The sequence below is a fragment of the Caballeronia sp. SL1002 genome (genome assembly GCF_057814995.1).
Map to the genome: position 1 here is coordinate 1,104,795 of NZ_JBYMUW010000005.1, position 23,119 is coordinate 1,127,913.

The 23,119-nt window shown below is 62.6% G+C and carries 20 protein-coding genes; 9 read left to right on the forward strand and 11 right to left on the reverse strand.

All coding sequences use genetic code 11. The features are described 5' to 3' along the window. The first annotated feature begins 23 nt into the window (after positions 1–23). From AC3D25_RS29305 to AC3D25_RS29340, 8 genes are all read left to right on the forward strand, one after another. Positions 24–1,460 carry an aspartate aminotransferase family protein gene (locus AC3D25_RS29305; RefSeq protein WP_488891978.1) on the forward strand — a complete coding sequence of 479 codons (1,437 nt, stop codon included), beginning with the start codon at positions 24–26 and terminating at the stop codon, positions 1,458–1,460. A gap of 71 nt (positions 1,461–1,531) precedes the next feature. Next, on the forward strand, positions 1,532–2,650 hold the full coding sequence (locus AC3D25_RS29310; RefSeq protein WP_488891979.1) for a polyamine ABC transporter substrate-binding protein: 1,119 nt from the start codon (positions 1,532–1,534) through the stop codon (positions 2,648–2,650). Between the two features lie 143 nt (positions 2,651–2,793). Next, entirely contained in the window at positions 2,794–3,948 is a 1,155-nt protein-coding gene (locus AC3D25_RS29315) for an ABC transporter ATP-binding protein (RefSeq protein ID WP_488891980.1), read from the forward strand. After that, complete coding sequence (locus AC3D25_RS29320) at positions 3,945–4,865, forward strand: ABC transporter permease subunit (RefSeq protein ID WP_488891981.1); 921 nt, start codon at positions 3,945–3,947, stop codon at positions 4,863–4,865. The genes AC3D25_RS29315 and AC3D25_RS29320 overlap by 4 nt, the downstream gene beginning before the upstream one ends. Further along, complete coding sequence (locus AC3D25_RS29325; protein ID WP_488891982.1) at positions 4,862–5,764, forward strand: ABC transporter permease subunit; 903 nt, start codon at positions 4,862–4,864, stop codon at positions 5,762–5,764. The genes AC3D25_RS29320 and AC3D25_RS29325 overlap by 4 nt, the downstream gene beginning before the upstream one ends. 59 nt (positions 5,765–5,823) lie before the next feature. After that, on the forward strand, positions 5,824–7,389 hold the full coding sequence (locus AC3D25_RS29330; protein WP_488891983.1) for a DUF3138 family protein: 1,566 nt from the start codon (positions 5,824–5,826) through the stop codon (positions 7,387–7,389). A gap of 38 nt (positions 7,390–7,427) precedes the next feature. Then, positions 7,428–8,720: an NAD(P)/FAD-dependent oxidoreductase gene (locus AC3D25_RS29335; protein WP_488891984.1), complete on the forward strand. Its 1,293-nt coding sequence runs from the start codon at positions 7,428–7,430 to the stop codon at positions 8,718–8,720. After that, positions 8,720–10,024 (forward strand): NAD(P)/FAD-dependent oxidoreductase, encoded by a 1,305-nt coding sequence (locus tag AC3D25_RS29340; protein ID WP_488891985.1) that lies wholly within the window; start codon positions 8,720–8,722, stop codon positions 10,022–10,024. Before AC3D25_RS29335 ends, AC3D25_RS29340 begins: the two co-directional genes overlap by 1 nt. A gap of 10 nt (positions 10,025–10,034) precedes the next feature. On the opposite strand, the gene AC3D25_RS29345 is transcribed toward AC3D25_RS29340, so the two are convergent. The 5 genes from AC3D25_RS29345 to AC3D25_RS29365 all read right to left on the reverse strand — a co-directional run bounded on the left by AC3D25_RS29345 (position 10,035) and on the right by AC3D25_RS29365 (position 15,837). Further along, positions 10,035–10,190 carry a hypothetical protein gene (locus AC3D25_RS29345; RefSeq protein ID WP_488891986.1) on the reverse strand — a complete coding sequence of 52 codons (156 nt, stop codon included), beginning with the start codon at positions 10,188–10,190 and terminating at the stop codon, positions 10,035–10,037. A gap of 222 nt (positions 10,191–10,412) precedes the next feature. Next, positions 10,413–11,072, reverse strand: a complete 660-nt coding sequence (locus AC3D25_RS29350) for an ankyrin repeat domain-containing protein (protein WP_488891987.1) — start codon at positions 11,070–11,072, stop codon at positions 10,413–10,415. 36 nt (positions 11,073–11,108) lie between these two features. Continuing rightward, a complete protein-coding gene (locus AC3D25_RS29355; protein WP_488892189.1) occupies positions 11,109–11,672 on the reverse strand; it encodes a c-type cytochrome in 564 nt (187 codons plus the stop codon). A 62-nt stretch (positions 11,673–11,734) separates the two neighbouring features. After that, positions 11,735–13,468, reverse strand: a complete 1,734-nt coding sequence (locus AC3D25_RS29360) for a pyrroloquinoline quinone-dependent dehydrogenase (RefSeq protein ID WP_488891988.1) — start codon at positions 13,466–13,468, stop codon at positions 11,735–11,737. Between the two features lie 347 nt (positions 13,469–13,815). After that, entirely contained in the window at positions 13,816–15,837 is a 2,022-nt protein-coding gene (locus AC3D25_RS29365; RefSeq protein WP_488891989.1) for a glycoside hydrolase family 3 protein, read from the reverse strand. Between the two features lie 339 nt (positions 15,838–16,176). Between AC3D25_RS29365 and AC3D25_RS29370 the strand changes: the two genes are divergently transcribed. Further along, entirely contained in the window at positions 16,177–17,154 is a 978-nt protein-coding gene (locus tag AC3D25_RS29370; protein ID WP_488891990.1) for a helix-turn-helix transcriptional regulator, read from the forward strand. Positions 17,155–17,167: 13 nt separating this feature from the next. Here the strand turns inward: AC3D25_RS29370 and AC3D25_RS29375 are convergent, their stop codons facing one another. The 6 genes from AC3D25_RS29375 to AC3D25_RS29400 form a co-directional block, all read right to left on the reverse strand. Then, positions 17,168–17,863, reverse strand: coding sequence for a substrate-binding domain-containing protein (locus AC3D25_RS29375; protein WP_488891991.1), 696 nt, complete (start codon positions 17,861–17,863; stop codon positions 17,168–17,170). A gap of 15 nt (positions 17,864–17,878) precedes the next feature. Next, positions 17,879–18,562, reverse strand: coding sequence for a 4-carboxy-4-hydroxy-2-oxoadipate aldolase/oxaloacetate decarboxylase (gene ligK / locus AC3D25_RS29380; RefSeq protein WP_488892190.1), 684 nt, complete (start codon positions 18,560–18,562; stop codon positions 17,879–17,881). A gap of 2 nt (positions 18,563–18,564) precedes the next feature. Next, positions 18,565–19,590: an amidohydrolase family protein gene (locus tag AC3D25_RS29385; RefSeq protein ID WP_488891992.1), complete on the reverse strand. Its 1,026-nt coding sequence runs from the start codon at positions 19,588–19,590 to the stop codon at positions 18,565–18,567. Positions 19,591–19,663: 73 nt separating this feature from the next. Further along, the gene (locus AC3D25_RS29390) at positions 19,664–21,013 is read right to left on the reverse strand and encodes an MFS transporter (protein WP_488891993.1); all 1,350 of its coding nucleotides are present in this window, start codon (positions 21,011–21,013) and stop codon (positions 19,664–19,666) included. Positions 21,014–21,069: 56 nt separating this feature from the next. Further along, a complete protein-coding gene (locus AC3D25_RS29395; RefSeq protein WP_488891994.1) occupies positions 21,070–22,371 on the reverse strand; it encodes a gallate dioxygenase in 1,302 nt (433 codons plus the stop codon). Positions 22,372–22,479: 108 nt separating this feature from the next. After that, complete coding sequence (locus AC3D25_RS29400; protein ID WP_488891995.1) at positions 22,480–23,013, reverse strand: hypothetical protein; 534 nt, start codon at positions 23,011–23,013, stop codon at positions 22,480–22,482. Positions 23,014–23,119 lie beyond the last annotated feature (106 nt).

A 23,119-nucleotide genomic window follows, 5' to 3' on the forward strand; every position in this document is an offset into this window, starting at 1 on the left:
CGCGGCCTATAAAAGGAGATGACATGAGCTACAGATTCGGAGAATCGTCCTTCGTGCAACCGGCCGCGCCAACGCCGGGCGTGCAGGCACCGAGGCAGCAACGCAGCACCGCCGAATATCGCGCGCTCGATGCCGCGCACCACATCCATCCGTTCTCGGACATGGGCGCGCTCAACAAGGCGGGCAGCCGCGTGATCGTGAAGGCGAAGGGGGTGTACCTGTGGGACTCGGACGGCGAGAAGATGATCGACGGCATGGCGGGTCTCTGGTGCGTGAACGTCGGCTACGGCCGCCGCGAACTCGCCGACGCCGCGTTCCATCAGATGCAGGAACTGCCGTTCTACAACACGTTCTTCAAGACGACGCATCCGCCCGTGATCGAGTTGTCGGCGATACTCGCGGAAGTCACGCCCGCGCCGTTCAATCACTTCTTCTATTGCAACAGCGGCTCGGAAGGCAACGACACCGTGCTGCGTATCGTCCATCAATACTGGGCGACGCAAGGCAAGAAGCTGAAGAAGTTCGTGATTTCGCGCAAGAACGGTTATCACGGTTCGACCATCGCGGGCGGCACGCTCGGCGGCATGAACTACATGCACGAACAAATGCCGTCGCAGGTCGAGCACATCGTTCATATCGATCAACCCTACTGGTTCGGCGAAGGCGGTGACATGACGCCGGAAGCGTTCGGTCTCGCCTGCGCGCAACAACTCGAAGCGGAAATTCTCGAACTCGGCGCGGAGAACGTGGCGGCGTTCATCGGTGAGCCTTTCCAGGGTGCGGGCGGCGTGATCTTCCCGCCTTCCACTTATTGGCCGGAAATTCAGCGTATCTGCCGCAAATACGACGTGCTGCTCGCAGCCGATGAAGTGATCGGCGGCTTCGGCCGCACGGGCGAATGGTTCGCGCATGAGCACTTCGGTTTCGAGCCGGACCTCATCACGATGGCGAAGGGTCTCACGAGCGGCTATGTGCCGATGGGCGCGGTCGGGCTGCACGACCGCATAGCGGAAGCGATCATCGAGAACGGCGAATTCAATCACGGTCTCACCTATTCCGGGCATCCGGTAGCCGCGGCGGTCGCAGTCGCGAATCTGAAATTGCTGCGCGACGAAGGCATTGTAGATCGCGTGAAAAGCGAAACGGGCCCGTATTTCCAGCAGCTTTTGCGCGAGACCTTCGCGAAGCATCCGATCGTCGGAGAGATCGCGGGCACGGGCATGGTCGCCGGTATACAGCTTGCCGAAGACCCCGCTACACGCAAGCGCTTCGAGAACGGCGGCGAAGTCGGCACGATCTGCCGCGACTTCTGCTTCAACGGCGGACTCGTCATGCGCGCGACCGGCGACCGCATGCTGCTTTCACCGCCGCTCGTGGTCACGAAGAGCGAGATCGAAGAGATCGTGTCGAAGGCGAAGAAAGCCATCGACGCCACCGCGCAGCAATTGGGCTTTTCCTAACGACGCTTTCAACCGCGGCCGGGCGATCACACGCCGCCCGGCCGCGATTCTCCACCGAGGAAACATCAGTCATGATCCCCAGTCACATTCGTCACGCAATCGCCATTGCCGCCATGTCCGTCTTCGCGGGCGCCGGGGCGTTTTCCGCGGCCCCGGCGTTCGCCGACGGCGAGCTCAACGTCTACAACTGGTCGGACTACATCGCGAAGGACACGATCCCCACCTTCGAGAAAGACACCGGCATCCACGTCAAATACGACAACTACGATAGCGACGACACGTTGCAGGCGAAGCTGCTCGCCGGAAGTTCCGGCTACGACATCGTCGTGCCGACCTCGAACTACATGGCCAAGCAGATCGAAGCGGGCGTGTACCAGAAGCTCGACAAGGCGAAGATGCCGAACCTCGCCAATCTCGATCCCACGCTGATGAAGATGATCTCGGAAGCCGATCCGGGCAATCAGTACGGCGTGCCGTGGGCGTGGGGCACGGATGGTCTCGGCTATAACGCGCAAGCCGTGAAGAAGGCGCTGGGCGACAGCGCGCCGGTCGATAGCTGGGCGCTCGTGCTCGACCCGGCCAACGCCTCGAAGCTCAAAAGCTGCGGCATCTCGATCCTCGATCAGGCCGTGGACGTGTTCGCCGCGACGCTGCAATACATGCACAAGGACCCGAACAGCACGAACCCCGGCGACTACCAGGCCGCCTTCGACGTGCTGAAGAAAATCCGTCCGTACATCACGCAGTTCAACTCGTCGGGTTATATCAACGACCTCGTGAACAACGACGTGTGCGTCGCGCTCGGCTGGTCGGGTGACGTCGGCATTGCGCGCCGCCGCGCCGAAGAAGCGAAGCGCTCCTACGACATCAAGTTCTCCAACGTGAAGGAAGGCGGCCTGCTCTGGTTCGACGTGATGGTCGTGCCGAAGGACGCGCCGCATCCCGAAGCCGCGATGAAGTGGATCAACTACATCTCGGACGCAAAGACCAACGCCGCCATTACCAACGAAGTGTTCTATCCGACCGCGAACCGTGCGGCGCGCCAGTTCGTCACGCCGTCCGTGGCGCAGGACCGCAACGTGTATCCGCCGGATGACGTGCTGCAGAAGATGACGCTGATGCGTCCGCTTTCGGCAGACATCCTGCGCCTCGAAAACCGTCTCTGGGCACGACTGAAAACCGGCACCTGATGACGCTCGCGCGGCACGCCTGAGCGCCCGCCGCGCACTTTACCCCGCTTTTTGCAGCACTTTGTGAGTTGCTTCGCGCAACTCGCATGGGTCAGCTCGTGCCTGCAAAAACCAGAACTCACCCGCACTCAAGACTCGACACCATGAACTCAACGTCTGTATTGAAGTCTGTCGAGGCGACGCAGATTCGCCCCGCAACACGCCCCGCGACGAGCGATTTCGTTCGCATCGAAAACGTCGTCAAGAAGTTCGGCGACACCTTCGCCGTCGATAACGTCTCGCTCACCATCGCCAAGAACGAACTGTTCGCGCTGCTCGGCAGTTCGGGCTGCGGCAAATCCACGTTGCTGCGCATGCTCGCCGGTCTTGAGTCGGTTACGTCGGGGAGGATCTTCGTCGATGGCGAAGATCTCGCCACGCTGCCGCCTTACAAGCGTCCCGTGAACATGATGTTCCAGTCGTATGCGCTCTTTCCGCACATGGACGTGACGGCGAATGTCGCGTTCGGACTCAAGCAAGAAGGCACGCCGAAGAACGAGATCAAGGAACGCGTGGCCGATGCGCTCAACCTCGTGCAGATGAGCAAGTATGCGAAGCGCAAGCCGCATCAGTTGTCGGGCGGTCAGCAACAGCGTGTCGCGCTCGCGCGCTCGCTTGTGAAGCGGCCCAAGCTTCTGCTGCTCGACGAACCGATGTCCGCGCTCGATAAAAAAATTCGCCAGAAGACGCAACTGGAACTGGTGAACATCATCGAGAAAGTGGATGTCACCTGCGTGATGGTCACGCACGATCAGGAAGAAGCGATGACCATGGCGAACCGCCTTGCGGTGATGAACGAAGGCCGCATCGTGCAGATCGGCTCGCCGAACCAGGTCTACGACCATCCGAACAGCCGTTTCTCCGCCGAGTTCATCGGCTCGACCAATCTGTTCGAAGGCGTCATGGTCGAAGACGAGCCGGACCACATCTGCGTGGAGAGCAACGACCTCGAAACGCGCATGTACGTGAGCCACGGCGTGACCGGTCCGCTCGGCATGCCGCTCGGCATTTCGGTTCGGCCGGAGCGCGTGCTCGTCTCCACCCAGCGTCCGAGCGGCGTGCACAACTGGGCGCGCGGCGTCGTCGCGGATATTGCCTACATGGGCAGCTATTCGCTCTATCACGTGCGCCTTCCGAGCGGCAAGACGGTGGTCTCGAACCTCGCGAGTTCGCACCTCGTGGCGCACGGTGCGCCGTCCTATAACGACGAAGTTTTCGTCCATTGGTCGGCGGCTGCCGGCGTGGTGCTCACACAATGAAAACGTCCCCGCCTTCCGCGCTGCTGGCGCGCTTCGTTCCGTCCGGACGCACCGCCGTCATCGGCGCGCCGTTCATCTGGCTCACGCTCTTTTTCGCGCTGCCCTTCCTGCTCGTCTTCAAGATCAGCTTCGCCGATCTCAAGCTCGGCATTCCGCCGTACACGAACCTCGTGAGCATGAAGGACGGCGTGATGCACTTCGCGCTGCAGTTCAGTCACTACCTGTTCCTGCTGCAGGACGATCTGTATATCGCGACCTATATCAGCTCGCTGAAGATGGCGGCGGTGTCCACGTTCTTCTGCCTGCTGATCGGCTATCCGGTGGCGTACTACATCGCGCGGTCCGAACCGTCCCGCCGCAACATCCTGATGATGGGCGTGATGCTGCCGTTCTGGACCTCGTTCCTGATTCGCGTGTACGCGTGGATCGGCATTCTCAAGGACGACGGCCTGCTCAATCACACGCTGATCTCGCTCGGCCTGATTCACACGCCGATGCGTCTCTACCACACCGATATCGGCGTCTATATCGGCATGGTCTATTCGTATCTGCCATTCATGGTGATGCCGCTTTACGCGCATCTCGTGAAGATGGATCTCACGCTTCTTGAAGCCGCTTACGATCTCGGCGCCAAACCGTGGACCGCGTTCACGCGCATCACATTGCCGCTGTCGAAGAACGGGATTATCGCGGGCAGTCTGCTCGTGTTCATTCCGGCTGTCGGCGAATACGTGATTCCGGAACTGCTCGGCGGCGCCGACACGCTGATGATCGGCCGCGTGATGTGGGACGAGTTCTTCAACAACATGGACTGGCCGATGGCCTCGGCGGTGACGGTCGCGATGGTGCTGCTGCTGCTCGTGCCGATGGCCGTCTTCCAGTATTACCAGGTCAAGGAACTGGAGGCATCGAAATGACACGGCCCAATAAATACCTCTCCACCGGCGTGCTGACGTTCGGTTTCCTGTTCCTCTATATCCCGATCATCAGCCTCGTCGCGTACTCGTTCAACGAGTCGAAACTCGTGACCGTCTGGTCCGGCTTCTCGCTCAAGTGGTATGGCGCGCTCGTCCACGACGACGAACTGCTCGGCTCAGCCTGGCTCTCGCTGAAGATCGGCCTGATGACCGCGTGCGCGTCGGTCGTGATCGGCACGTGGTCGGGTTTCGTGCTCGCGCGCATGGGGCGCTTTCGTGGCTTCACGCTCTTCACCGGCATGATCAACGCGCCGCTCGTGATCCCCGAAGTGATTCAGGGCATCTCGCTCTTGCTGCTCTTCGTTGCGCTCGAACAGATGTTCGGCTGGCCGAAAGGACGCGGCATGGTGACGATCTGGATCGGCCACGTGATGCTGTGCGTTTCCTATGTCGCGATCATCGTGCAGTCGCGAGTGAAGGAACTCGACCGCTCGCTCGAAGAAGCCGCACTCGATCTCGGCGCAACGCCGCTCAAGGTGTTTTTCGTCATCACGCTGCCGCTGATTTCGCAAGCGCTTCTCTCGGGCTGGCTTCTCTCCTTCACGCTTTCCATCGACGACCTCGTGCTCTCCGCGTTCCTCTCGGGTCCCGGTTCGACCACGCTGCCGCTCGTCGTTTTCTCGCGCGTGCGTCTGGGTCTCAACCCGGAAATGAACGCGCTCGCCACGCTCTTCATCGCGGCCGTGACGATCGGCGTGGTGGTCGTGAACGCGCTGATGCTCGCGAAGGAAAGGAAGCGCGCGCGCGACATGCAACTCGCATTCGCCGCCGCGAAATCGAGCGAGGAACAGGACGCACGCGATATAGCGGATCGCGAACGTCCATTACGTGCCGCGTAAGTACGCCCCCTGAAGAATTGAAGTTTCCCGCAATACAATCGACAACCGGAGAAGAAGGGATGCAAAAGAAACTGATCTGCCTGCTGGTCGCGGCGTGCCTGCCCGGCTTCGCGATGGCTGATTCGACAAGTGCGCAAATCAAGGCACTCCAGCAACAACTCGACGCGTTGCAGAAGCAGGTGAAGGACCTGCGCGCGCAAGTCGCCCACGCGGCGCCTGCACCGGCCGCGGCACCGGCGGTCGCGGCGGCTCCGCTGCCCGCGCCCGTGGATATTTCGTCGCCGGACTACGGCACGCAACGCGCGAATCTCTCGAACGACGACGTCACGCGCATGAAGCAGCAGATTGCGAACCAGCAGTTGAAGGTGGATTCGCTGACCGACGCCGCGACGACGGGACCGATTGCGGGTCTCTCGATCACGGGTTATATCGATCCGACTTACGTGTACAACCGCGCGCAGAGTTCGTCGTCGTTCCTGTTCGCGAACCACGAGAGTTCGTATAACTACTACAACAGCACGTTCGGCGACCTGTACCTCGACATCAAGAAGACCTTCGGTGTCGGCCCGATGGCGCCGTCGGCGGAAATCACGCTGATGCCGAACCGCGGCAACGGCATCACGCTGCTGACGAACTCGCACGGCGATATCGGCAACAACATTCTGAATACCGCTGTCGTGAACGTGCCGATGACGTCGACGACCACTTTCGTCGCCGGTCTTATCTCGAGCTTCGGCGGCTACGAAGTGCAGCAGTCGAACATGATGACGACGCTCACGCACAACCTGCTGTACGACTTCTCCGATCCGGGCAGCTACATCGGCGTCGGCGTGAACTACACGAGCGGCAACTGGGCGTCGAAATTCTTCGTCGGCAACGAGCAATACCGTACCTACGGATCGGTCGTGCAGACGGGCACCAACGCACTCGGCGACCCGATCACGAGCAGCAACAAGATCCCGACCTTCACCGCGCGGACCGACTACACGTGGTCGAGCGCGCTCGATATCGGCGGCTCGTTCAATATCGGCCGGCAGACGCTCGTCAGCGCCGTCGACGACAACGGCAATGGAAGTTACGGCGTAGGCGGTCAGTCGCCGAGCGCGTTCGGCACGTTCTTCTTCACGGAAGCGGACCTGACCTATGCGCTCGCCGACGTGACCTACAACGCGGAAGTCGACTACGGCCAGCAGCAGCACGCGGCGTTCAACGGCGGTCAGGCGCAGTGGTACGGTATCTCGCTGCTCGCGAACCGCAAGTTCAATCTGTCGGGTATCGGCCGCATGGGCGTGACCTTGCGCTACGACTTCCTGGCGAACAGCAAGAACGGCGGTGGCGGCGGCGGTATCGCGTTGAATTCGAGCGGTCGCGATCCGTATAACGGCTTCGGTATCGGCTCGGAATGTCTGGCGAATTCGCAGGCGAACGGCGGCCTGGGTTTCGAGTGTAAGGGCACGAACCGCCAGGATGTCGCGCTCGATTTGCTGTTCTTCCCGACGCAGCAGATCACCGTCAAGGTCGAGTATCGTCACGACTGGGCCAACAACGCGGTGTTCCTGCGCAACGACGGTTCGTATAGCAAGTCCAACGATCTGCTCGCCACGCAGTTCATCTACTCGTTCTAACGGCAACGGCCGGTGCCTCGCACCGGCCCTCTCCTTCCATGCTCAATTTCTCGAATCAGCCCCACGTCTCCTCGTATTACGCTGCGACGGTCAACGACACCACGCGCTATCCGCCACTCGAAGGCGACGTGCGCGCGGATGTCTGCGTGATCGGCGGCGGACTGACCGGCGTGTCGGCGGCATTGAATCTTGCCGAGCGCGGCTATTCCGTGGTCGTGCTCGAAGCGTCGAAGGCCGGCTGGGCCGCGAGCGGGCGCAACGGCGGGCAGATGATCGGCGGCTTTGCGTGCGGCATGGACACGTTCGCGCAATTCCTGTCGCCCGCCGAACTTCAGCTCATGTGGGCGCTCGGGCGCGAGACGCTCGATATCGTGACGGGCCGCATTGCGCAGCACCAGATCGATTGCGAACTCACGCTCGGTTACTTCACGGCGGCGAACAAGCCGCGTCAGATGGACGAACTGCGGGCATGGCGCGACGAAGCCGCGCGTGTCTACGGCTACGACGGTTTCCGCGTGATCGATAAAGCGGGTACCGGCGAATTCGTGCAGTCCGACCGCTACGTGGGCGGCCTTTACGATCCCGACAGCGGTCATCTGCATCCGCTCAACTACACGCTTGGACTCGCGCGCGCGGCCCGGGCGGCGGGAGCCACGATCCACGAAAATTCGTGCGTCACTTCTATTCGCGATCACAACGGCGGTCATCGTGTAGAAACGGCAAACGGTGCGGTCGAGGCGAAGTTCGTGGTGCTCGCGTGCAATACGTTCGTCGGCAGCATCGCGCCGAAACTCGCGCGCAAGATCATGCCGGTCGGCACCTACGTGGTCGCAACCGAACCGCTCGGGCAGGCGCGCGCCGAAGCGCTCATGCCGGCGAACGCGGCGATGTGCGACAGCCGTTTCGTGCTCGATTACTTCCGCCGTTCGAGCGATCATCGTCTTTTGTGGGGCGGCAAGGTCAGCTATTCGACGCTCGAACCGCGCGATCTCGGCGAAGCGATGCGCGCCGACATGCTGAAGACTTTCCCGCAACTCGCCGACGCGAAGATCGACTACGCGTGGGGCGGCGTCGTCGACATCACGATGAACCGCGCGCCGCATTTCGGCCGCGTTTCACCGAGCGTTTATTTTGCGCAGGGTTTCTCAGGGCACGGCGTGAATACGACGGGACTTGCGGGCAAGCTGATCGCCGAGGCAATCGACGCTCAAGCGTCGCGCTTCGACCTGTTCGGCAAGATTCGCCATCGCGATTTCCCCGGCGGTGCAGCGTTGCGCACGCCGGCGCTCGTGCTCGCCATGGCCTGGTATCGAATGAAGGATTTTCTCTGATGACCGCAACGCTCGACGCCCGCGCCGACGCCCTCGCCCGCGACTCTTATTACGCCGCGAGCGTCGCGTATACGCCCGACGAAGACCCCGCGCTCGAAGGCGCGATCGAAGCCGACGTCTGCGTGATCGGCGCGGGTTATGCGGGGTTATCGGTGGCGCTGGAATGCCGCGCGCTCGGCTTGACGGTCGCCGTCCTCGACGCGCATCGGCCCGGCTGGGGCGCGTCGGGCCGCAATGGCGGACAAACGCTCGCGGGCTTCGCGAAGGACGAAGAGATGGAGCGCCAACTTGGCGTGGACGGCGCACGCGCGGCATGGGTGATGTCGATGGCAGGCGTCGCGCTCGTCAAATCGCGCATTGCGCGCTATGGCATTCAATGCGACTTCACGCCCGGCTACCTGACGGTCGCGACGAAGCCGCGCCGCGTCGACGATCTGCGCCGCTGGATGGACGCCGCGCAATCGCGTTGGGGACACGAGCATTTGAGCTGGATCGACCATGGCGGGATGGCTGCGCGGATCGCGTCGGAGCGCTATCTCGCGGGTGTTCACGATGCGCTGTCGGGCCATCTCCATCCGCTCAAATATTGCCTCGGGCTCGCGCGCGCGGCACGTCAGGAAGGCGCGCGAATCTTCGCTCGTTCGAGCGTGACGGAAGTGGTGCGCGGCGCGCGGCCGGTTGTGAAGACTGAGCGCGGCGAGGTGCGTTGCCGATTCGTGGTCGCGTGCGGCAACGCGACCATCGGCGACGTGCTGCCGCGCGAATTCGCGGCGCGTATCGCGCCGGTCGCCTCGTATATCGTCGCGACCGAACCGCTCGGGCAGGCGCGCGCGGATGCGCTGATCGCGGGCCGGGCGGCCGTCTGCGACAACAATTTTCTGCTCGATTATTTCCGCGTATCGGCCGATCACCGCGTGTTGTTCGGCGGCCGGGCGAGTTCGGCGGGCGTCTCGCCGACGGTGCTGTCGGAACAGATCAGAATGCGGATGGTGCGCGTTTTCCCGCAGCTTGCCGATGTAAAGATCGACTACGCGTGGGGCGGATTCGTCGATGTCACGCGTAACCGGACGCCGGATTTCGGCGCGATCGATTCGAATTACTACTACGTGCAGGGCTTTTCCGGCCACGGCGTCGCGTTGACGGGTGTGGCGGCGCAGGTCGTCGTGAAAGCGCTGACCGGCGACGCCGATGCGTTCAACCTCTTCGCGCGGCTCAAACACGCGCGCTTTCCGGGCGGTCCGGTTCTACGCGAACCGGCGGTGAAGCTGGGCATGCTGTATCACCGCATGCTCGACCTTATTTGAAGCCTGTGTCTTAACGCAAGCGGCGATACGACTCGGCCATCATCGCGCTTACTTCGGCGCGAACGCGCAGTGCGTCGATAAACCCGCGACGGAAACGCGTGAAGAAATCCGTAACGATGGGCGTGAGTGCAAAAGACGAAACGGCAGCGGCGACGAGTGTTTTCATGATTGCGACCTATGAAGTGGGGACATTGACTGGCGGCATGGAGCACGCGACAACAACGCGATTCGCCGGTTTGGGTCCACGAGGAAGCAAGACTGCCAAGGAGTGAGACGGGTGCGGCGGCGCGCGATAAGCGACGGAACTAAGTATAAACCCTAGGTCCACGCGAGTCATTAAGGAACCGCAGAAATCGTTACGACAAAACGACGCAACCCGCGCGTCTCGCTAATGTGCGGAAAGCAGCACGGTCGCGTGACCCGAATGGGTTTGCGCGGCGATGTCGCCAGCGGTCAGGCCCCGGTTGTCGCGCAAGGCGGGATCGGCGCCGCGCGCAAGCAGCAGTTGCACCGTTTCCGAACGATCGTAGCCCGCAGCCCACATCAGCGCGGTGAGATCGTTCTTGTAGCGCCGATTCACCGCGATTCCCGCATCGAGCAAGCGTGTAACGACGGCAGAATTGCCCTGTCCCGCCGCGTATTCCATCGCGGTCTTTCCTACGCGATCGGTGACGCCCGGGTCCGCGCCGCGCGCGAGGAGCAGCGCGACGAGTTCGTCAGATCCGCTGAACGCGGCGGCCATCAGCGGCGTGACGCCGGCCACATCGGCCTGATGGACGTTCGCGCCGTGTGCGATCAGATTGCGCGCCATCTGCGCCGCGCCGTCCTTGCAGGCGGTGATCAGCGCTGTGTCGCCGGTGCGGTTGCGGGAATCGACCGCCGCGCCCGCGTCCAGCGCGGATTGCACCGCCGCAACGTCGCCCGCGCGTGCAGCCGCGAGCAACTGCTGGTTGAGCGCGGAATCGGATGGATAGACGCCCGGCGAAAATCCCACACAACACGCTACGACTACAACGCCACCCGCAAACCGCCGCGTTTTTCTGTGCATCGTTCATCGCTCCGCGTTAAGCGGCCTGTTGTGGAGTTATTGGAGATTGGCGACGTACGCGGCGAGGTTCTGAATGTCCTCGTCGGACAAGCCCTTCGATACGCTCGTCATGTTGCCCGCGTCGTTGGTCCGCCGCCGCGCGCGAAAATCCTGCAACTGCTTGACGATGTACGCATAGTGCTGCCCCGCGACGCGCGGAATCTCGTTCTGCCCGGTAAAGCCGCCGAGATGACACATCGTGCACAGCACTTCCGCCGCCTTCTGGCGTCCGGCATCGACCCGCACCGGGTCCGCCTTGAACGGCACGGGCGCGGCATGCTGCGCGGCGAAATAATCGGCGAGATCCTGCATGTCCTCGCGCGACAAAGTTGCCGCGACCGGCGACATGCGCGGATCGCTGCGACGTCCTTCCTTGAAATCGCGCAACTCCAGATAGATATAGCGCGCGCTCTGACCGGCGAGGATCGGGTAATCGGCGCTGGTGGAGTTGCCCATCGCGCCATGGCATGCCACGCAGACGGCGGCCTTCGTCTGACCCGCCGACGCATCCGCGCGGGCGGCCGATGGCAGCCACGCCGCGCTCGCGCAGAACAGCAGCACGCTTGCCCAAAGCGTGCTGCCGCGCGAACGGCGTTGCGTCGCGGTGCTTCCCGCAATCCTCCTCACGGGACCGCGAACACGACAACGGAATTGCCGCGTTTGAAGTCGAGTTGCGTATTGCCGCCGGCGGCGACCGCCACGTACTGCTTGCCGTGGGCCATATACGATACGGCCGGCGCATTCACGCCCGCGCCGCACTGGAATTCCCACAGTTTCTTGCCGGTGGCGGAGTCGAATGCGCGGAACAATCCGTTGCCTTCGCCGTTGAAAACGAGACCGCTCGCCGTCGCCAGCACGCCGCCGATCAGCGGCTGATCGGTCTTGTACGACCACGCGACCTTGCCGGTATCGACGTTGACGGCGACCAGTTTGCCCCACTGCGCTTCGGTCGGAATGGTCTTGAATGCGCCGCCGAGCCACAGCTTGCTGCCGCCGGGGTACGACGCGTCCTCGACCTGATACGTCATCGGCTGGTGAAGGTTCGCCGCATAGGCAAAACGCGTCTTCGGATCGAACGCCATCGGCGACCATTCGACGCCACCGTTTGCGCCCGGCAGCATCCGCGCGCCGTCCGGCGTGGGCAGCGTCCACATGTTTTCCTGCGGGATCATCGCTTCCGAGAAGCGGATCAGGCGGCCGGTGCTGCGGTCGTGCACGTAGACATGCCCCGTCTTTCCCGCCTGCAACACGGCGGGGATCATCTTGCCGTCCGTGTCGCGGACATCGGTGAGAATCGGCGGGCTGACTGCGTCGAGGTCCCACAGATCATGCGCGATGTATTGGTAATGCCACTTGTACTTGCCGGTGTCGAGATCGATCGCGACGAGCGAGTCCGTGTAGAGATTGTCGCCGGGACGCACCGCGCCGTAGAGATCCGGCGACGGATTGCCGACCGCGAAAAACACCGTGCGCGATCGACGGTCGATGGCGGGCGTCATCCACATGCCGCCGCCGAGTGTCTTGTAGAAATCGCCGCCCTTGTCCGCGAGTTGGCGCTTCTCGGCGGCGATATCGCGCTTCATGTCGCGGCCGGTTGCATCGGCGGGCGCCCAGACGCCTTCCTGTCCGCTGTCGGGAATCGTATAGAACGTCCAGAGCAGATTGCCCGACGCGGCGTCGAACGCCTTGACGAAGCCGCGTATGCCGTACTCGCCGCCATTCGTGCCGATCAGCACTTTGCCGTCGGCCACCGTCGGCGCCATCGTTTCCGAGTAGCCCTCGTCCGGATCGGCGATCTGGCTCGTCCACAGCACGCTGCCGGTCTTGGCGTCGAGCGCGACGAGTTTTGCGTCGAGCGTGCCCATGAACAAGCGGTCGCCCGAGATCGCGACGCCACGGTTGTTCGGCCCGCAGCAGAACGTCGTGACCGGTCCCATCTTGTGCTTGTAGTGCCAGAATTCCTTGCCGGTCGCGGCATCGACGGCGTAGACGTGATTGAACGAAGTCGTGATGAACATCACCCCGTTCGAGACGATCGGCGCGGTTTCCATCGACTCGTTCACAGCCGTTTGCACGATGAACGCGGGCCGGAGTTTCGCGACGTTGGTCTTGTTGATCTGCGTGCCGGGGTAATAGCGCGTCTGCGTGTACGCGCCGTTCGGATGAAGCCAGTCGGCAGTGCCGGAGGCGGCTGCATCGAGTTGTTGCTGGGTGACCGGTTTCAAAACGTCCGGCATCGGCGCGGACGTGGTGGTCGCGTTGTTCTGCACTTCGCCCGCGCCGAACGCGGCCGAGGCGCCGAAGAGCAGCGCCCATCCACAAATGCGAATCTTTAAGGGACTACGCAATGGCTGCATGAATGTCTCCTGCTTATTATTGATGGGGTAATCATCATTCGAATGCGAGAGGGTATTCGACGGCCAGAACGGTCGCTGTGTGGAGGGCAGTTACTCTTTTATTTCTTGCGCAATCAGCGGCCGCGCCCTAAAGCGTAGGTCAAGCCAATCGTCTTTTCCAGCGTGGATTTACGCGGACGACGCAATTGATCGCAATGCGTTCGGCGTTTCGAAAGGAAGCAGCGTGGGAAGCGGGTATTGCAAGGCGTTAGTCAGAAAGCGGCGTGCTGCATTGCACATCACGCCGCTTGGGGAAACGTCCGGAGCACGCTCAAGCGCGGCGTCCGGACAATGGCGAATCGAACTGCTTAGTAAGACAAGCCGTACCCATACGGATACAGCGGACGCGCGGTGTCGTGCGGCAAATCTTCCAGCTGCGCGGCGACCTCGGCCATCGACGAAGGCAGTTCGAACGGCAGCTTGCCTTCCGGTTTGCCCTTGCCGGTCAGCACGTCGAACAGCGCCGTATCGCTTGCGCCGAAATTCGCGACGATGGCCGTCGCCTTGTCCTGCACGTTCGTCAGGATGGCCGGACGATCCATGTAGATCGAGATGATCGACTGCGGTGCGTTCGCGGCCTGCTTGATCGCCTCGTAGTCCTTGTTGCCATCGACGAACGCAAGGCTCCCTTCATGCTGCATCGCGCCGAACACGTAATTCGGATGCAGCGTTTCGTAAGGCGTGCTCACCCGCAGAATCGCGACGTCCGCGGCTTGCGGCGTGCTCACCACCGTGTAGCCGTATTGCTGCGCGACGGCCGGATCGACGCCATAGAGCCACACTTTCTTGCCCGCCGCTGTCATCGGTAACGCGTGATTGTTATTCTGCAGCAGGACCATCGCGCGGCGTTGTGCATCGAGCGCCTGCGCCTGGAAATCCGCGCTGCCGACCACGGCACTCGCCGCGCCGGCATCCACGTAGGGATGATCGAAGAGACCTTGCTGGAATTTCTGCAGCAACACGCGATACGCCGAGTCGCCGAGACGCGCTTCGGTCAGCAAGCCCTGATTGACGGCCTGAATCAGAAATGACGGATCCTGCTCGCCGCCGAATTGATCGATACCCGCAGTCACCGCTTTCACGAAACGCTGCAGACGTGTGGCACTTTCCATGCCCCACGGCATGCCGAGTCCCACGAACGACGGCGCGCCGGACGATGCGCCGTTCATGCAGTTGGCGTCGCAGTCCGATGCAATCAGCCAGTCCGACACGATCAAGCCCTGGAAGCCGTATTTGCCGCGCAGGAGGTCGGTCAGCAAGGCTTTGTCATAGGCCGCGCCGACCTGTTCGAGCGCAATGCCGTCGATGGTCACCGGTGCATCCGGCTCGGAATAAGTCGGCATCACCGAGCCGACGTTCGCGGCGAACGCGCCCTCGAACGGCTTCAGATGGTAGGCGAAATTATTGCCCGGATAGGTGGCGAATCGGCCGTAGTAGTTGTGACTGTCGAAGCCCGACTTCTGCGCGCCGTAACCGGCCCAGTGCTTGACGACCGCGATCACGCTCTTGTCGTTGATGCCGGTGGCGCCGCCCTGAAAGCCTTCGATATAGGCCTGAACCTGCGCCTTCGCCACATCGGCGTCCTCGCCGAACGTGCCGTTAAGGCGTGCCCAACGCGGCTCGGTGGCGAGATCGGCTTGCGGCGAGAGCGCCTCCGTGATGCCGACCGCGCGATACTCCTGCCGCGCGATATCGCCGAACTTGCGCGTCAACTCGGCGTCGCCGATGGCAGCGAAGCCCAGCGTTTCCGGCCACTGCGAGAAGCCGCTCGCACCCGCGCTCGCGCCGAGCACGTACTCAAAATGATTGCGCGGATCGGAACTGACCGACACCGGAATGCCGAGCCGCGATTGCTCCGCGAGCGTCTGAATCTGGTTGTACTGCGTGGCGATGGTGGCGGCGTCGCCGCTCATCCGCGTAATGTAGGTGCTGATAAAGAGGCTGTTGATCTGCGTTTTCAAAGCCGCGAGATCGTACGCGGTGCCGGTGCCGGCGCCCGTCGTGTCGTTCAGCACGGGCGCGGTGCCGTGCATCATCAGCCCGGCTTTTTCGGCCAGCGTCAGACGGTTGGTCAGGTCGCGCGCGCGGACGTCGGGCGAAAGACGCCAGTCTTCGTAGGGATCGAGCTGGCCGTTCCGGTTCATGTCCTTGAACTGGAGGCCATCTTTCGAGATCAACGGAAGCGTCGTATAGCCGAAATCGCGCTGCACGACGGGCGTGGAAGCGGGGCTCGTGCTGTCGCTACCGCAGGCGAACAGTCCGAGCGCCAGCGCGGAACTGGAGGCAGCCAATGCCGTCAGGCGGAAAGCGGGCTGGGAAAAGAAACGCATCTGTGTCTCCTGGGATTCGGCGATTGGTTTAAGTTTTAGCGGGCTAATCGATAAGCCATTCGACCAGCCGCTCGTCACCTTATCCTCACCGTCCCTTACCGGTTTTACCGGCGGGAGCACGATTTATCCTCATGGAGCACGATGCAAACTAAAGGCCGACATCCGCCTTACTAGTGGCAATTGCCGATAGCTCGGGCAGTCGCGCTTAGGCATCCTAGGAGGAGGCCCGCTTACTACAAACTCATGTCACTTCACATGCCTTCGCGTCTCGACACGCGCATCCGGACCGTCTCAAATCGCATCGCCGCCGCAGCGATGAACGCCGCGGAATCCGCGGGCATGTCACCCGATCACTTCAGCGCGCGCACGGGCATCGCCGCGCAGGATCTTGTCGATACGAACGGCCGTATCGACGGTTCGCGGCATCGGCGGCTGGTCGAATTGATGGCCTCGCTCAGCCCGCGTTTCGAACACCTGCTCGATGAGCGTCACGGGCTATTCCCCGATTTCCCGGTGCTCGGCAACCTGTGCCTGAACGGGCGCTCTTTGCGCGCGGCCATCGACGCGTTTCTCACATTCCGGCCGCTGATCGGCGAGTTCGATTTTCTGTTTTACAAGGAGACGCCGGCGTGGGTGCAGTTCGAGTACATCGCGGAATTCGCGCCCGCTAGCAGCTTTCAGGCACTCGCGAATTTTCAGGTGCTGTCCACGTTGATCCGCGCCTACGATGTCACGCGCCGCACGTCTTTTCATGTTTCGCTGACCGGCAACGCGCCGCCGCGCGCGCACGCGATCTCCGATTTTTTCGGCGCCGATGTGCAATACGGCGCGCCGTCCAACTGTCTGCGATTCGCGGCTGGCGCGCTCGATCTGCCCTTCCCTCAACACAACGCGGCGCTCGCGCCGTATCTGTTGCAACAGACGCAACGAGAATTGCAGCGCGTGCAGCAGAACCATTTGTTTTCGACGAACGTCGCGAACCTGATCAGCGAAATCATCGCCGACGATGCCGACGAAACGCCCACGACAACGTCTTTGCTGGCGCAGATTTGCGAGCGGCTGAAGACGTCGCGCTGGACCTTGCGGCGTCAGTTGCAAGCAGAGGGTTTGCACTTCAGCGAACTGGAAGCGCGGGTGAAATTCAGGGAAGCGTGCCGCTTGCTCGCGGACACGCCGACCAGCATCGCGCAGATCAGCGAACAACTCGGCTTCTCATCGCAAAGCGCGTTCACGCGCTTTTTCCGCAGCCGTCACGCGACGCCGCCGACCGCGTTCCGGCACGATGCGCGCGCGAGGCAACCGGAGCATCGCGCGTAAGTTTGCTGGCGGTTCAGGCGGGCTCCATGCCGTGCGTGAATTTGGCGGCGGCGGCCTCGGGCGAGGCCAGAAACGCGAGCAGCGCTCGTGCAGCGTCGCGCTGATCCGAGGCCGCACAGATCGCGGCCGAGAACACCGTGACGATCTGCGTACCGGGCGGCAGCGGACCGATCACGTCGATACCCGGCAAGTGCATCAACTCGCTTAATTGCTGGAAGCCGAGTTCGACCTCGCCGCGCGCGATCAGCGTGCCGACCGGGACGCCGGGCGGCGCTTGCACGATGCGCGGCGCGATGGTCCCGGCAATCCCCCAGTGCTCGAACATGCGCGCCAGATGCGTGCCGCTCGGTCCGGTCGAATAACCGATGCTTCGCGCGGCCAGAATGGCGTCGCGCAGCGCCGCTTCCGTGCCGATATCGGGTCGCGGCGCCCCCGCCGCGACCGCGACCGCCACGCCGGAACGCGCAACGTCGGTGCGGCTCGCGCGATCGACGCGGCCCGCAGCGGTGAGACGCTCGATCGCATCGGCGGCGAGCACGACGATGTCGAACGCCTCGCCGTCCTGAACCCGCCGCGCCGCCTCGACCCCGCCGACGGATTCGATGACCACGCGCTGTCCCGACCGCCGTTCGTAGTCCGCGATCAACTCGGCCAGCACGCTGCGTGTCGCCATCGACGAAATGCCGGCGATCGGTTGATGGATGACCATGTTGGCTGCCCTTCTTCAGTCGATATAGCGCAATCCGGCCTGCTTCAACGGCTCGCGCATGTTGTACATGTCGAGACCGAGCACGCCCGACGCCAGCTTCGCGCGCTTCTCGCCTTCGAACGCTTCGCGCGCGGCCGCTTTTTCGAGCACGTTCGACGCGTGCGCCGACGGCACCACGACCACGCCGTCGCCGTCCGCCACGATCACATCGCCCGGAGTCACCAGCGCGCCCGCGCAGACCACGGGCACGTTCACCGAACCGAGCGTCGCCTTGATCGTGCCTTTCGCGGAAATCGCCTTGCTCCAGACCGGAAAGTTCATCTCCTTCAGCACGCTCACGTCGCGCACGCCGCCGTCGATAATCAGCCCGCGCGCGCCGCGCGCCTTGAAACTCGTCGCGAGCAGGTCGCCAAAGTAGCCGTCGGTGCAGTCGGCGGTGACGGCCGCGACGACCAGATCGCCCGGCTGAATCTGCTCGGCGGCGACGTGCATCATCCAGTTGTCGCCCGGTTGCAGCAGCACTGTAACGGCCGTGCCGCTCGCCTGCGCGCCTTCGTAGATCGGGCGCATATACGGCTTCATCAAGCCGACGCGGCCCATTGCTTCGTGTACGGTCGCCGAGCCGAGCGCGCCGAGTTTCATCGCGACGTCGCCGTCCGCGCGCGGGATGTTGCGATACACGACTCCAAGTTCGAACATGATCATTGCCCCTTCGTTTTCAGTGCTGCATCGAGACGCGGATACACACGTCGCGCGTTGCCTTCGTAGATCTTGTAGCGCTCGTCGGCATCGACGTGCGCGGCCTCGATGTAGCGCTTCGTATCGTCGAAATAATGGCCCGTTTCCGGATCGATCCCGCGCACCGCGCCGATCATTTCGCTCGCGAACAAGATGTTGTCGACCGGAATGACGCGCGTAAGCAGATCGATACCCGGTTGGTGATAGACACAGGTATCGAAGAAAATATTGTTGAGCAGATGGTCCTTGAGCAGAGGCTTTTTCATCTCCTGCGCGAGACCGCGAAAGCGTCCCCAGTGATACGGCACCGCGCCGCCGCCGTGCGGAATCACGAAGCGTAGCGCCGGGAAATCGCGGAACAGATCCGACGTCAGGCACTGCATGAATGCGGTCGTATCCGCGTTCAGATAATGCGCGCCGGTCGTGTGGAAGCACGCGTTGCAACTCGTGCTGACGTGGATCATCGCGGGGATGTCGTACTCGACCATCTTCTCGTAGATCGGATACCAGTAGCGGTCCGAGAGCGGCGGGCTGGTCCAGTGACCACCCGACGGGTCCGGGTTGAGATTGATCGCCACGTTGCCGTATTGCTCCACGCACTTGACGAGTTCGGGGATGCACGTGGCGATACCCACGCCCGGACTTTGCGGCAGCATCGCGGCCGGAATGAAGTGATCGGGGAACAACTCGCTCACGCGAAAGCACAGCTCGTTGCAGATCGCCGCCCACGTGTTCGACACCTCGAAATCGCCGATGTGATGCGCCATGAAGCTCGCGCGCGGACTGAAGATGGTCAGGTCGAGACCGCGCTCGCGCATCAGGCGAAGCTGATTGGTTTCGATCGACTCGCGCAGTTCGTCGTCGCTGATATGCAGCTCGGACGTCTTCGGCATTTCCGACGGATTCTTGATGCCAGCAATCTGGCGGTTGCGCCACGTCTCCAGCGCCTTTGGCGCGGTCGTGTAGTGGCCGTGAATGTCGATGATCATCGTCGCTCCATTGAACAGATTTCGTTTTGCCGGCGCGATGTGACGAACGCCATGCGCGCCGGATTTCCCAACGTTAGTGCGCGGTGTTTGCGCGCGGCGCGGCCTCGCTCACAACCGTGCGCTGGGACAGCAGAATCGCGATCGCAGCGAGCGTCGCGGGCACCGCGAGCATCGCCAGAATCGCGCCGAACTGCCATCCGAGGCCGAGCAGCGCGCCGCCGAATGCCGAGCCGAAGATGCTGCCGAAGCGGCCCATGCCGAGCATCCAGCTCACGCCGGTGGCGCGCGCGACGGTCGGATAGCGGCTCGGCGCAAACGCGTTGAGGCCGGTTTGCGCGCCGCTCATGCAGAAGCCCGCCGCGAACACAAGCAAGGTCAGCGACGACGACAACGCGCCGATATAACCCAGCCCGAGCACGCACAGGCCGCCGCCGAGATACGCCGCGCTGATGACCGGCGCGGGGCGAACCTTGTCCATCATCCAGCCCACGAAAATCGCGCCGATCGTGCCGCCGATCTGGAACATGGCCGTCACATTGGCCGCCGTGGTGACCGTCAAACCGGCGTCCTTCATCAGCGTCGGCAGCCAGCCGGTCAGCAGATAAATCACGAGCAGGCCCATGAAATACGTGACCCACAGCGCGACCGTCATCACGCCGTAGCCTTGCGAGAACAGCACGCCGATCGGCTTGCGCGTCGGCAGCGGCGGTTCGTTGGACACGAAGATTTCATCGCCGTCCAAACGTGTGCCGCACACACGGGCGATCACTGCACGAACCCGCGCGGCAGGCGCGCCGCGCACGGCCAACAGACGCGCCGATTCCGGCAGCAGCCACACTTGCAGCGGGATCAGCACGAGCGGCAGCGCACCGCCTACGATCAACACTGCTCGCCAGCCGTGAGTCGGGATCAGCCAGCCGGCCGCAAAGCCGATCAGCGCGGAACCGAGGTTGAAGCCGGTGAACATGATCGTGATCATTAGCGAGCGCTTGCGTTGCGGTGCGTACTCGGACAGCAGCGTCGTCGTGTTGGGCATCGCGGCGCCGAGGCCGATGCCGGTCAGAAGGCGCAACACGGCCATCTGCATCGGCGAGTGCGTAAAGGCCGTGCCGATCGTGAAGACGCCGAACAGAAACACCGAAGCAATCAGCACCCATTTGCGCCCGATGCGATCAGACGCCGGACCGGCCGCAAGCGCGCCGATCACGAGACCGAGCGGCGCGGCGCTCATCACGAGACCAAACGCGGGACGCGAAATGCCCCAGTCGTGAATGATCGAAGGCGCGACGAAGCCCATGATTGCGACATCCATGCCGTCGGCAGTGACGATCAGGAAACACAGCGCCACCAGCAACCACTGGTAAGGCGATATGGACCTCGCGTCGATAAAGCTCTTGATATCAATCGTTTTCCCGCTTGCCATCGTTTGTCTCCTTGGCTTTTTTACTGTGATACGTGTTGATCCGGCCGATTTGCGTATCAGCTCTTGCCTTTCTCGGCCTTGTCCCAATCGAGTTTTCCGGCCGTCTTTCCCGCCACCGAATACAGCGCGCCGGGCGCGTTGCGCGTGCGCTGAAAATCTTCCAGCGTTTCGCCGCGCATGGCCGCGTAGATGTGAAGGTTCGACACGCCCGTCACCGCGCCCAGCTTTTCGAGCATGAAAAAGATGACGCCGTAGTGCAGCATCCCGCGCCAGTCGCGACGGCGGATCAGGTCGCGTTCTTCATCGGTCAGTGCGGCCGCTTCGAAGCTCGCTTCGGGATCGGCCATGAACGCCTCGCGATGCGCGGGCTCGACCATCCGATGCAGGTAGTCGTTGATGCGATAAGCGCGCACCGCCACTTCGATCGAGAACGGATACGTGCCGGAGAGTTTCTCGACATCGGTCAACTGAACGGCCATGCGTTGCCGGTGACGCTCGACGATCGCGGGCTTCGTCTCGCTGTCCTCGCCTTCGTAGACGGCGGTCGCGATGCCGGCCATCGAAGGCAGGTAGTAGCTGCGATGCTTGCACACGACATTGGACGACAGCGCGCCGCGCATGGTCAGCCACATCACCACTTCCGAGCCTTCGTACCCGCCGAGTTCCGCATATTCGGCGATGGTCATGTCGGCGAGTTGCTCGGGATCGCGCTCGAAGAGATCGAGAAAGCGCTGGTCCCATTCGGTGTTGTTGAAGCCCGCGCGCTCGCCATGGACCTGATGCGAGAGGCCGCCGGTCGCGAGAATCGCCACCTTCAGATCCTCCGGATAACTTTCGATGGCGCGCCTCAGCGCCTGCCCGAGTTTGTAGAAACGGCGCGCGCTCGGAACCGGCAATTGCAGCACGCCCATTTGCAGCGGCACGAGTTTGACGGGCCATTCGGGCTTGTGCGGGCAGAGCATCGACAACGGCGAAAAGCAGCCGTGATCGAGCGCCTTGTTCTGGAAGAACGACATGTCGAACTCATCGGTCATCAGCGATGTTCCGATGTGCGCGGCAAGCGCCGGATGCCCCTTGATCGGCGGGAGATCGCGCGCGCCACCGCCTTCATCTGCGACGCGCCACTCGGGGCCTACGCCCAGCGTGAACGCCGAGTAGTGATCGAAGAAAAAGGACGTCACGTGATCGTTGTAGATCAGCAGGATCACGTCGGGTTGCTTCTCCGCGAGCCAGCCCGCCAGCGGCGCGAAATTCTCGAAGATCGGCGCCCACACGGGATCGTCGCGCTTGTTTTTGTCGAACGCAAAACCGATGGTGGGCGTATGCGAGGCCGCAATGCCTCCGATGATCCGTGCCATGCCTTTACTCCTTCAGAAGCTCTGTAAAACAAAATCAGTGGCTATCGATCATAGGGAACAACGGCCCGACCGACGCTGCAAAGTACTATTCGATGCCATCTAAACTGTTTATCGCCGCGCCATTTCCGAAGCGCCGAGCATGCGCTTCACGATCAACGCGAGCGGCACCGTAAAGCAGAAATGCGACATGAATCCGCCGATGATGACAATCGGATCGTAGTAGTTGGGATGGTTGTCGGAGGCGACCATGATCGCGACGTGCATCACGATCCACGCGAACATCGCGTAGAACAGCGCCACGAAGGTGGCTTCGAAACCGCGCCGCCGGAAATACGGCCAGATCAGCGCGAACAGAATGCCCCAGCCGATCGCGAAGACGAAGTGGATGCCCGTTCCAATCACATAGGCCCAGATGCCGATCGATTCCTGAAACGCCTTGCCGAAGACCAGACCGGTCGCGTTGCGGGGAATGCCCGCGAGCGGCATCAGGTGTTGCGCCCCGACCCAGATCAGCGCTTCATAAATCCAGATGACGATCGCGCCCGCCAATCCGCCCGCCACGCCGGCACGAATGACGCCTGAGTTTGCTGCCGGATGACCGGTATCGATCAGGCCTGCACGAGTGCCGAGGTTGCCGCCCATATTCGTCTCCTGGAACCGTTATGGTTGAGCCAGGTCGCCATGCGGCCACCTGTCAACGCAGAAGGTAGCGAAAGTGGCCGCCGGCAGGACAGAGCGGGTTAACCAG

Coding starts and splice junctions, on each gene's coding strand:
- AC3D25_RS29305 (WP_488891978.1), top strand. CDS start 24: ATGAGCTACAGATTCGGAGAATCGTCCTTCGTGCAACCGGCCGCGCCA.
- AC3D25_RS29310 (WP_488891979.1), top strand. CDS start 1,532: ATGATCCCCAGTCACATTCGTCACGCAATCGCCATTGCCGCCATGTCC.
- AC3D25_RS29315 (WP_488891980.1), top strand. CDS start 2,794: ATGAACTCAACGTCTGTATTGAAGTCTGTCGAGGCGACGCAGATTCGC.
- AC3D25_RS29320 (WP_488891981.1), top strand. CDS start 3,945: ATGAAAACGTCCCCGCCTTCCGCGCTGCTGGCGCGCTTCGTTCCGTCC.
- AC3D25_RS29325 (WP_488891982.1), top strand. CDS start 4,862: ATGACACGGCCCAATAAATACCTCTCCACCGGCGTGCTGACGTTCGGT.
- AC3D25_RS29330 (WP_488891983.1), top strand. CDS start 5,824: ATGCAAAAGAAACTGATCTGCCTGCTGGTCGCGGCGTGCCTGCCCGGC.
- AC3D25_RS29335 (WP_488891984.1), top strand. CDS start 7,428: ATGCTCAATTTCTCGAATCAGCCCCACGTCTCCTCGTATTACGCTGCG.
- AC3D25_RS29340 (WP_488891985.1), top strand. CDS start 8,720: ATGACCGCAACGCTCGACGCCCGCGCCGACGCCCTCGCCCGCGACTCT.
- AC3D25_RS29345 (WP_488891986.1), bottom strand. CDS start 10,190: ATGAAAACACTCGTCGCCGCTGCCGTTTCGTCTTTTGCACTCACGCCC.
- AC3D25_RS29350 (WP_488891987.1), bottom strand. CDS start 11,072: ATGCACAGAAAAACGCGGCGGTTTGCGGGTGGCGTTGTAGTCGTAGCG.
- AC3D25_RS29360 (WP_488891988.1), bottom strand. CDS start 13,468: ATGCAGCCATTGCGTAGTCCCTTAAAGATTCGCATTTGTGGATGGGCG.
- AC3D25_RS29365 (WP_488891989.1), bottom strand. CDS start 15,837: ATGCGTTTCTTTTCCCAGCCCGCTTTCCGCCTGACGGCATTGGCTGCC.
- AC3D25_RS29370 (WP_488891990.1), top strand. CDS start 16,177: ATGTCACCCGATCACTTCAGCGCGCGCACGGGCATCGCCGCGCAGGAT.
- AC3D25_RS29375 (WP_488891991.1), bottom strand. CDS start 17,863: ATGGTCATCCATCAACCGATCGCCGGCATTTCGTCGATGGCGACACGC.
- ligK (WP_488892190.1), bottom strand. CDS start 18,562: ATGTTCGAACTTGGAGTCGTGTATCGCAACATCCCGCGCGCGGACGGC.
- AC3D25_RS29385 (WP_488891992.1), bottom strand. CDS start 19,590: ATGATCATCGACATTCACGGCCACTACACGACCGCGCCAAAGGCGCTG.
- AC3D25_RS29390 (WP_488891993.1), bottom strand. CDS start 21,013: ATGGCAAGCGGGAAAACGATTGATATCAAGAGCTTTATCGACGCGAGG.
- AC3D25_RS29395 (WP_488891994.1), bottom strand. CDS start 22,371: ATGGCACGGATCATCGGAGGCATTGCGGCCTCGCATACGCCCACCATC.
- AC3D25_RS29400 (WP_488891995.1), bottom strand. CDS start 23,013: ATGGGCGGCAACCTCGGCACTCGTGCAGGCCTGATCGATACCGGTCAT.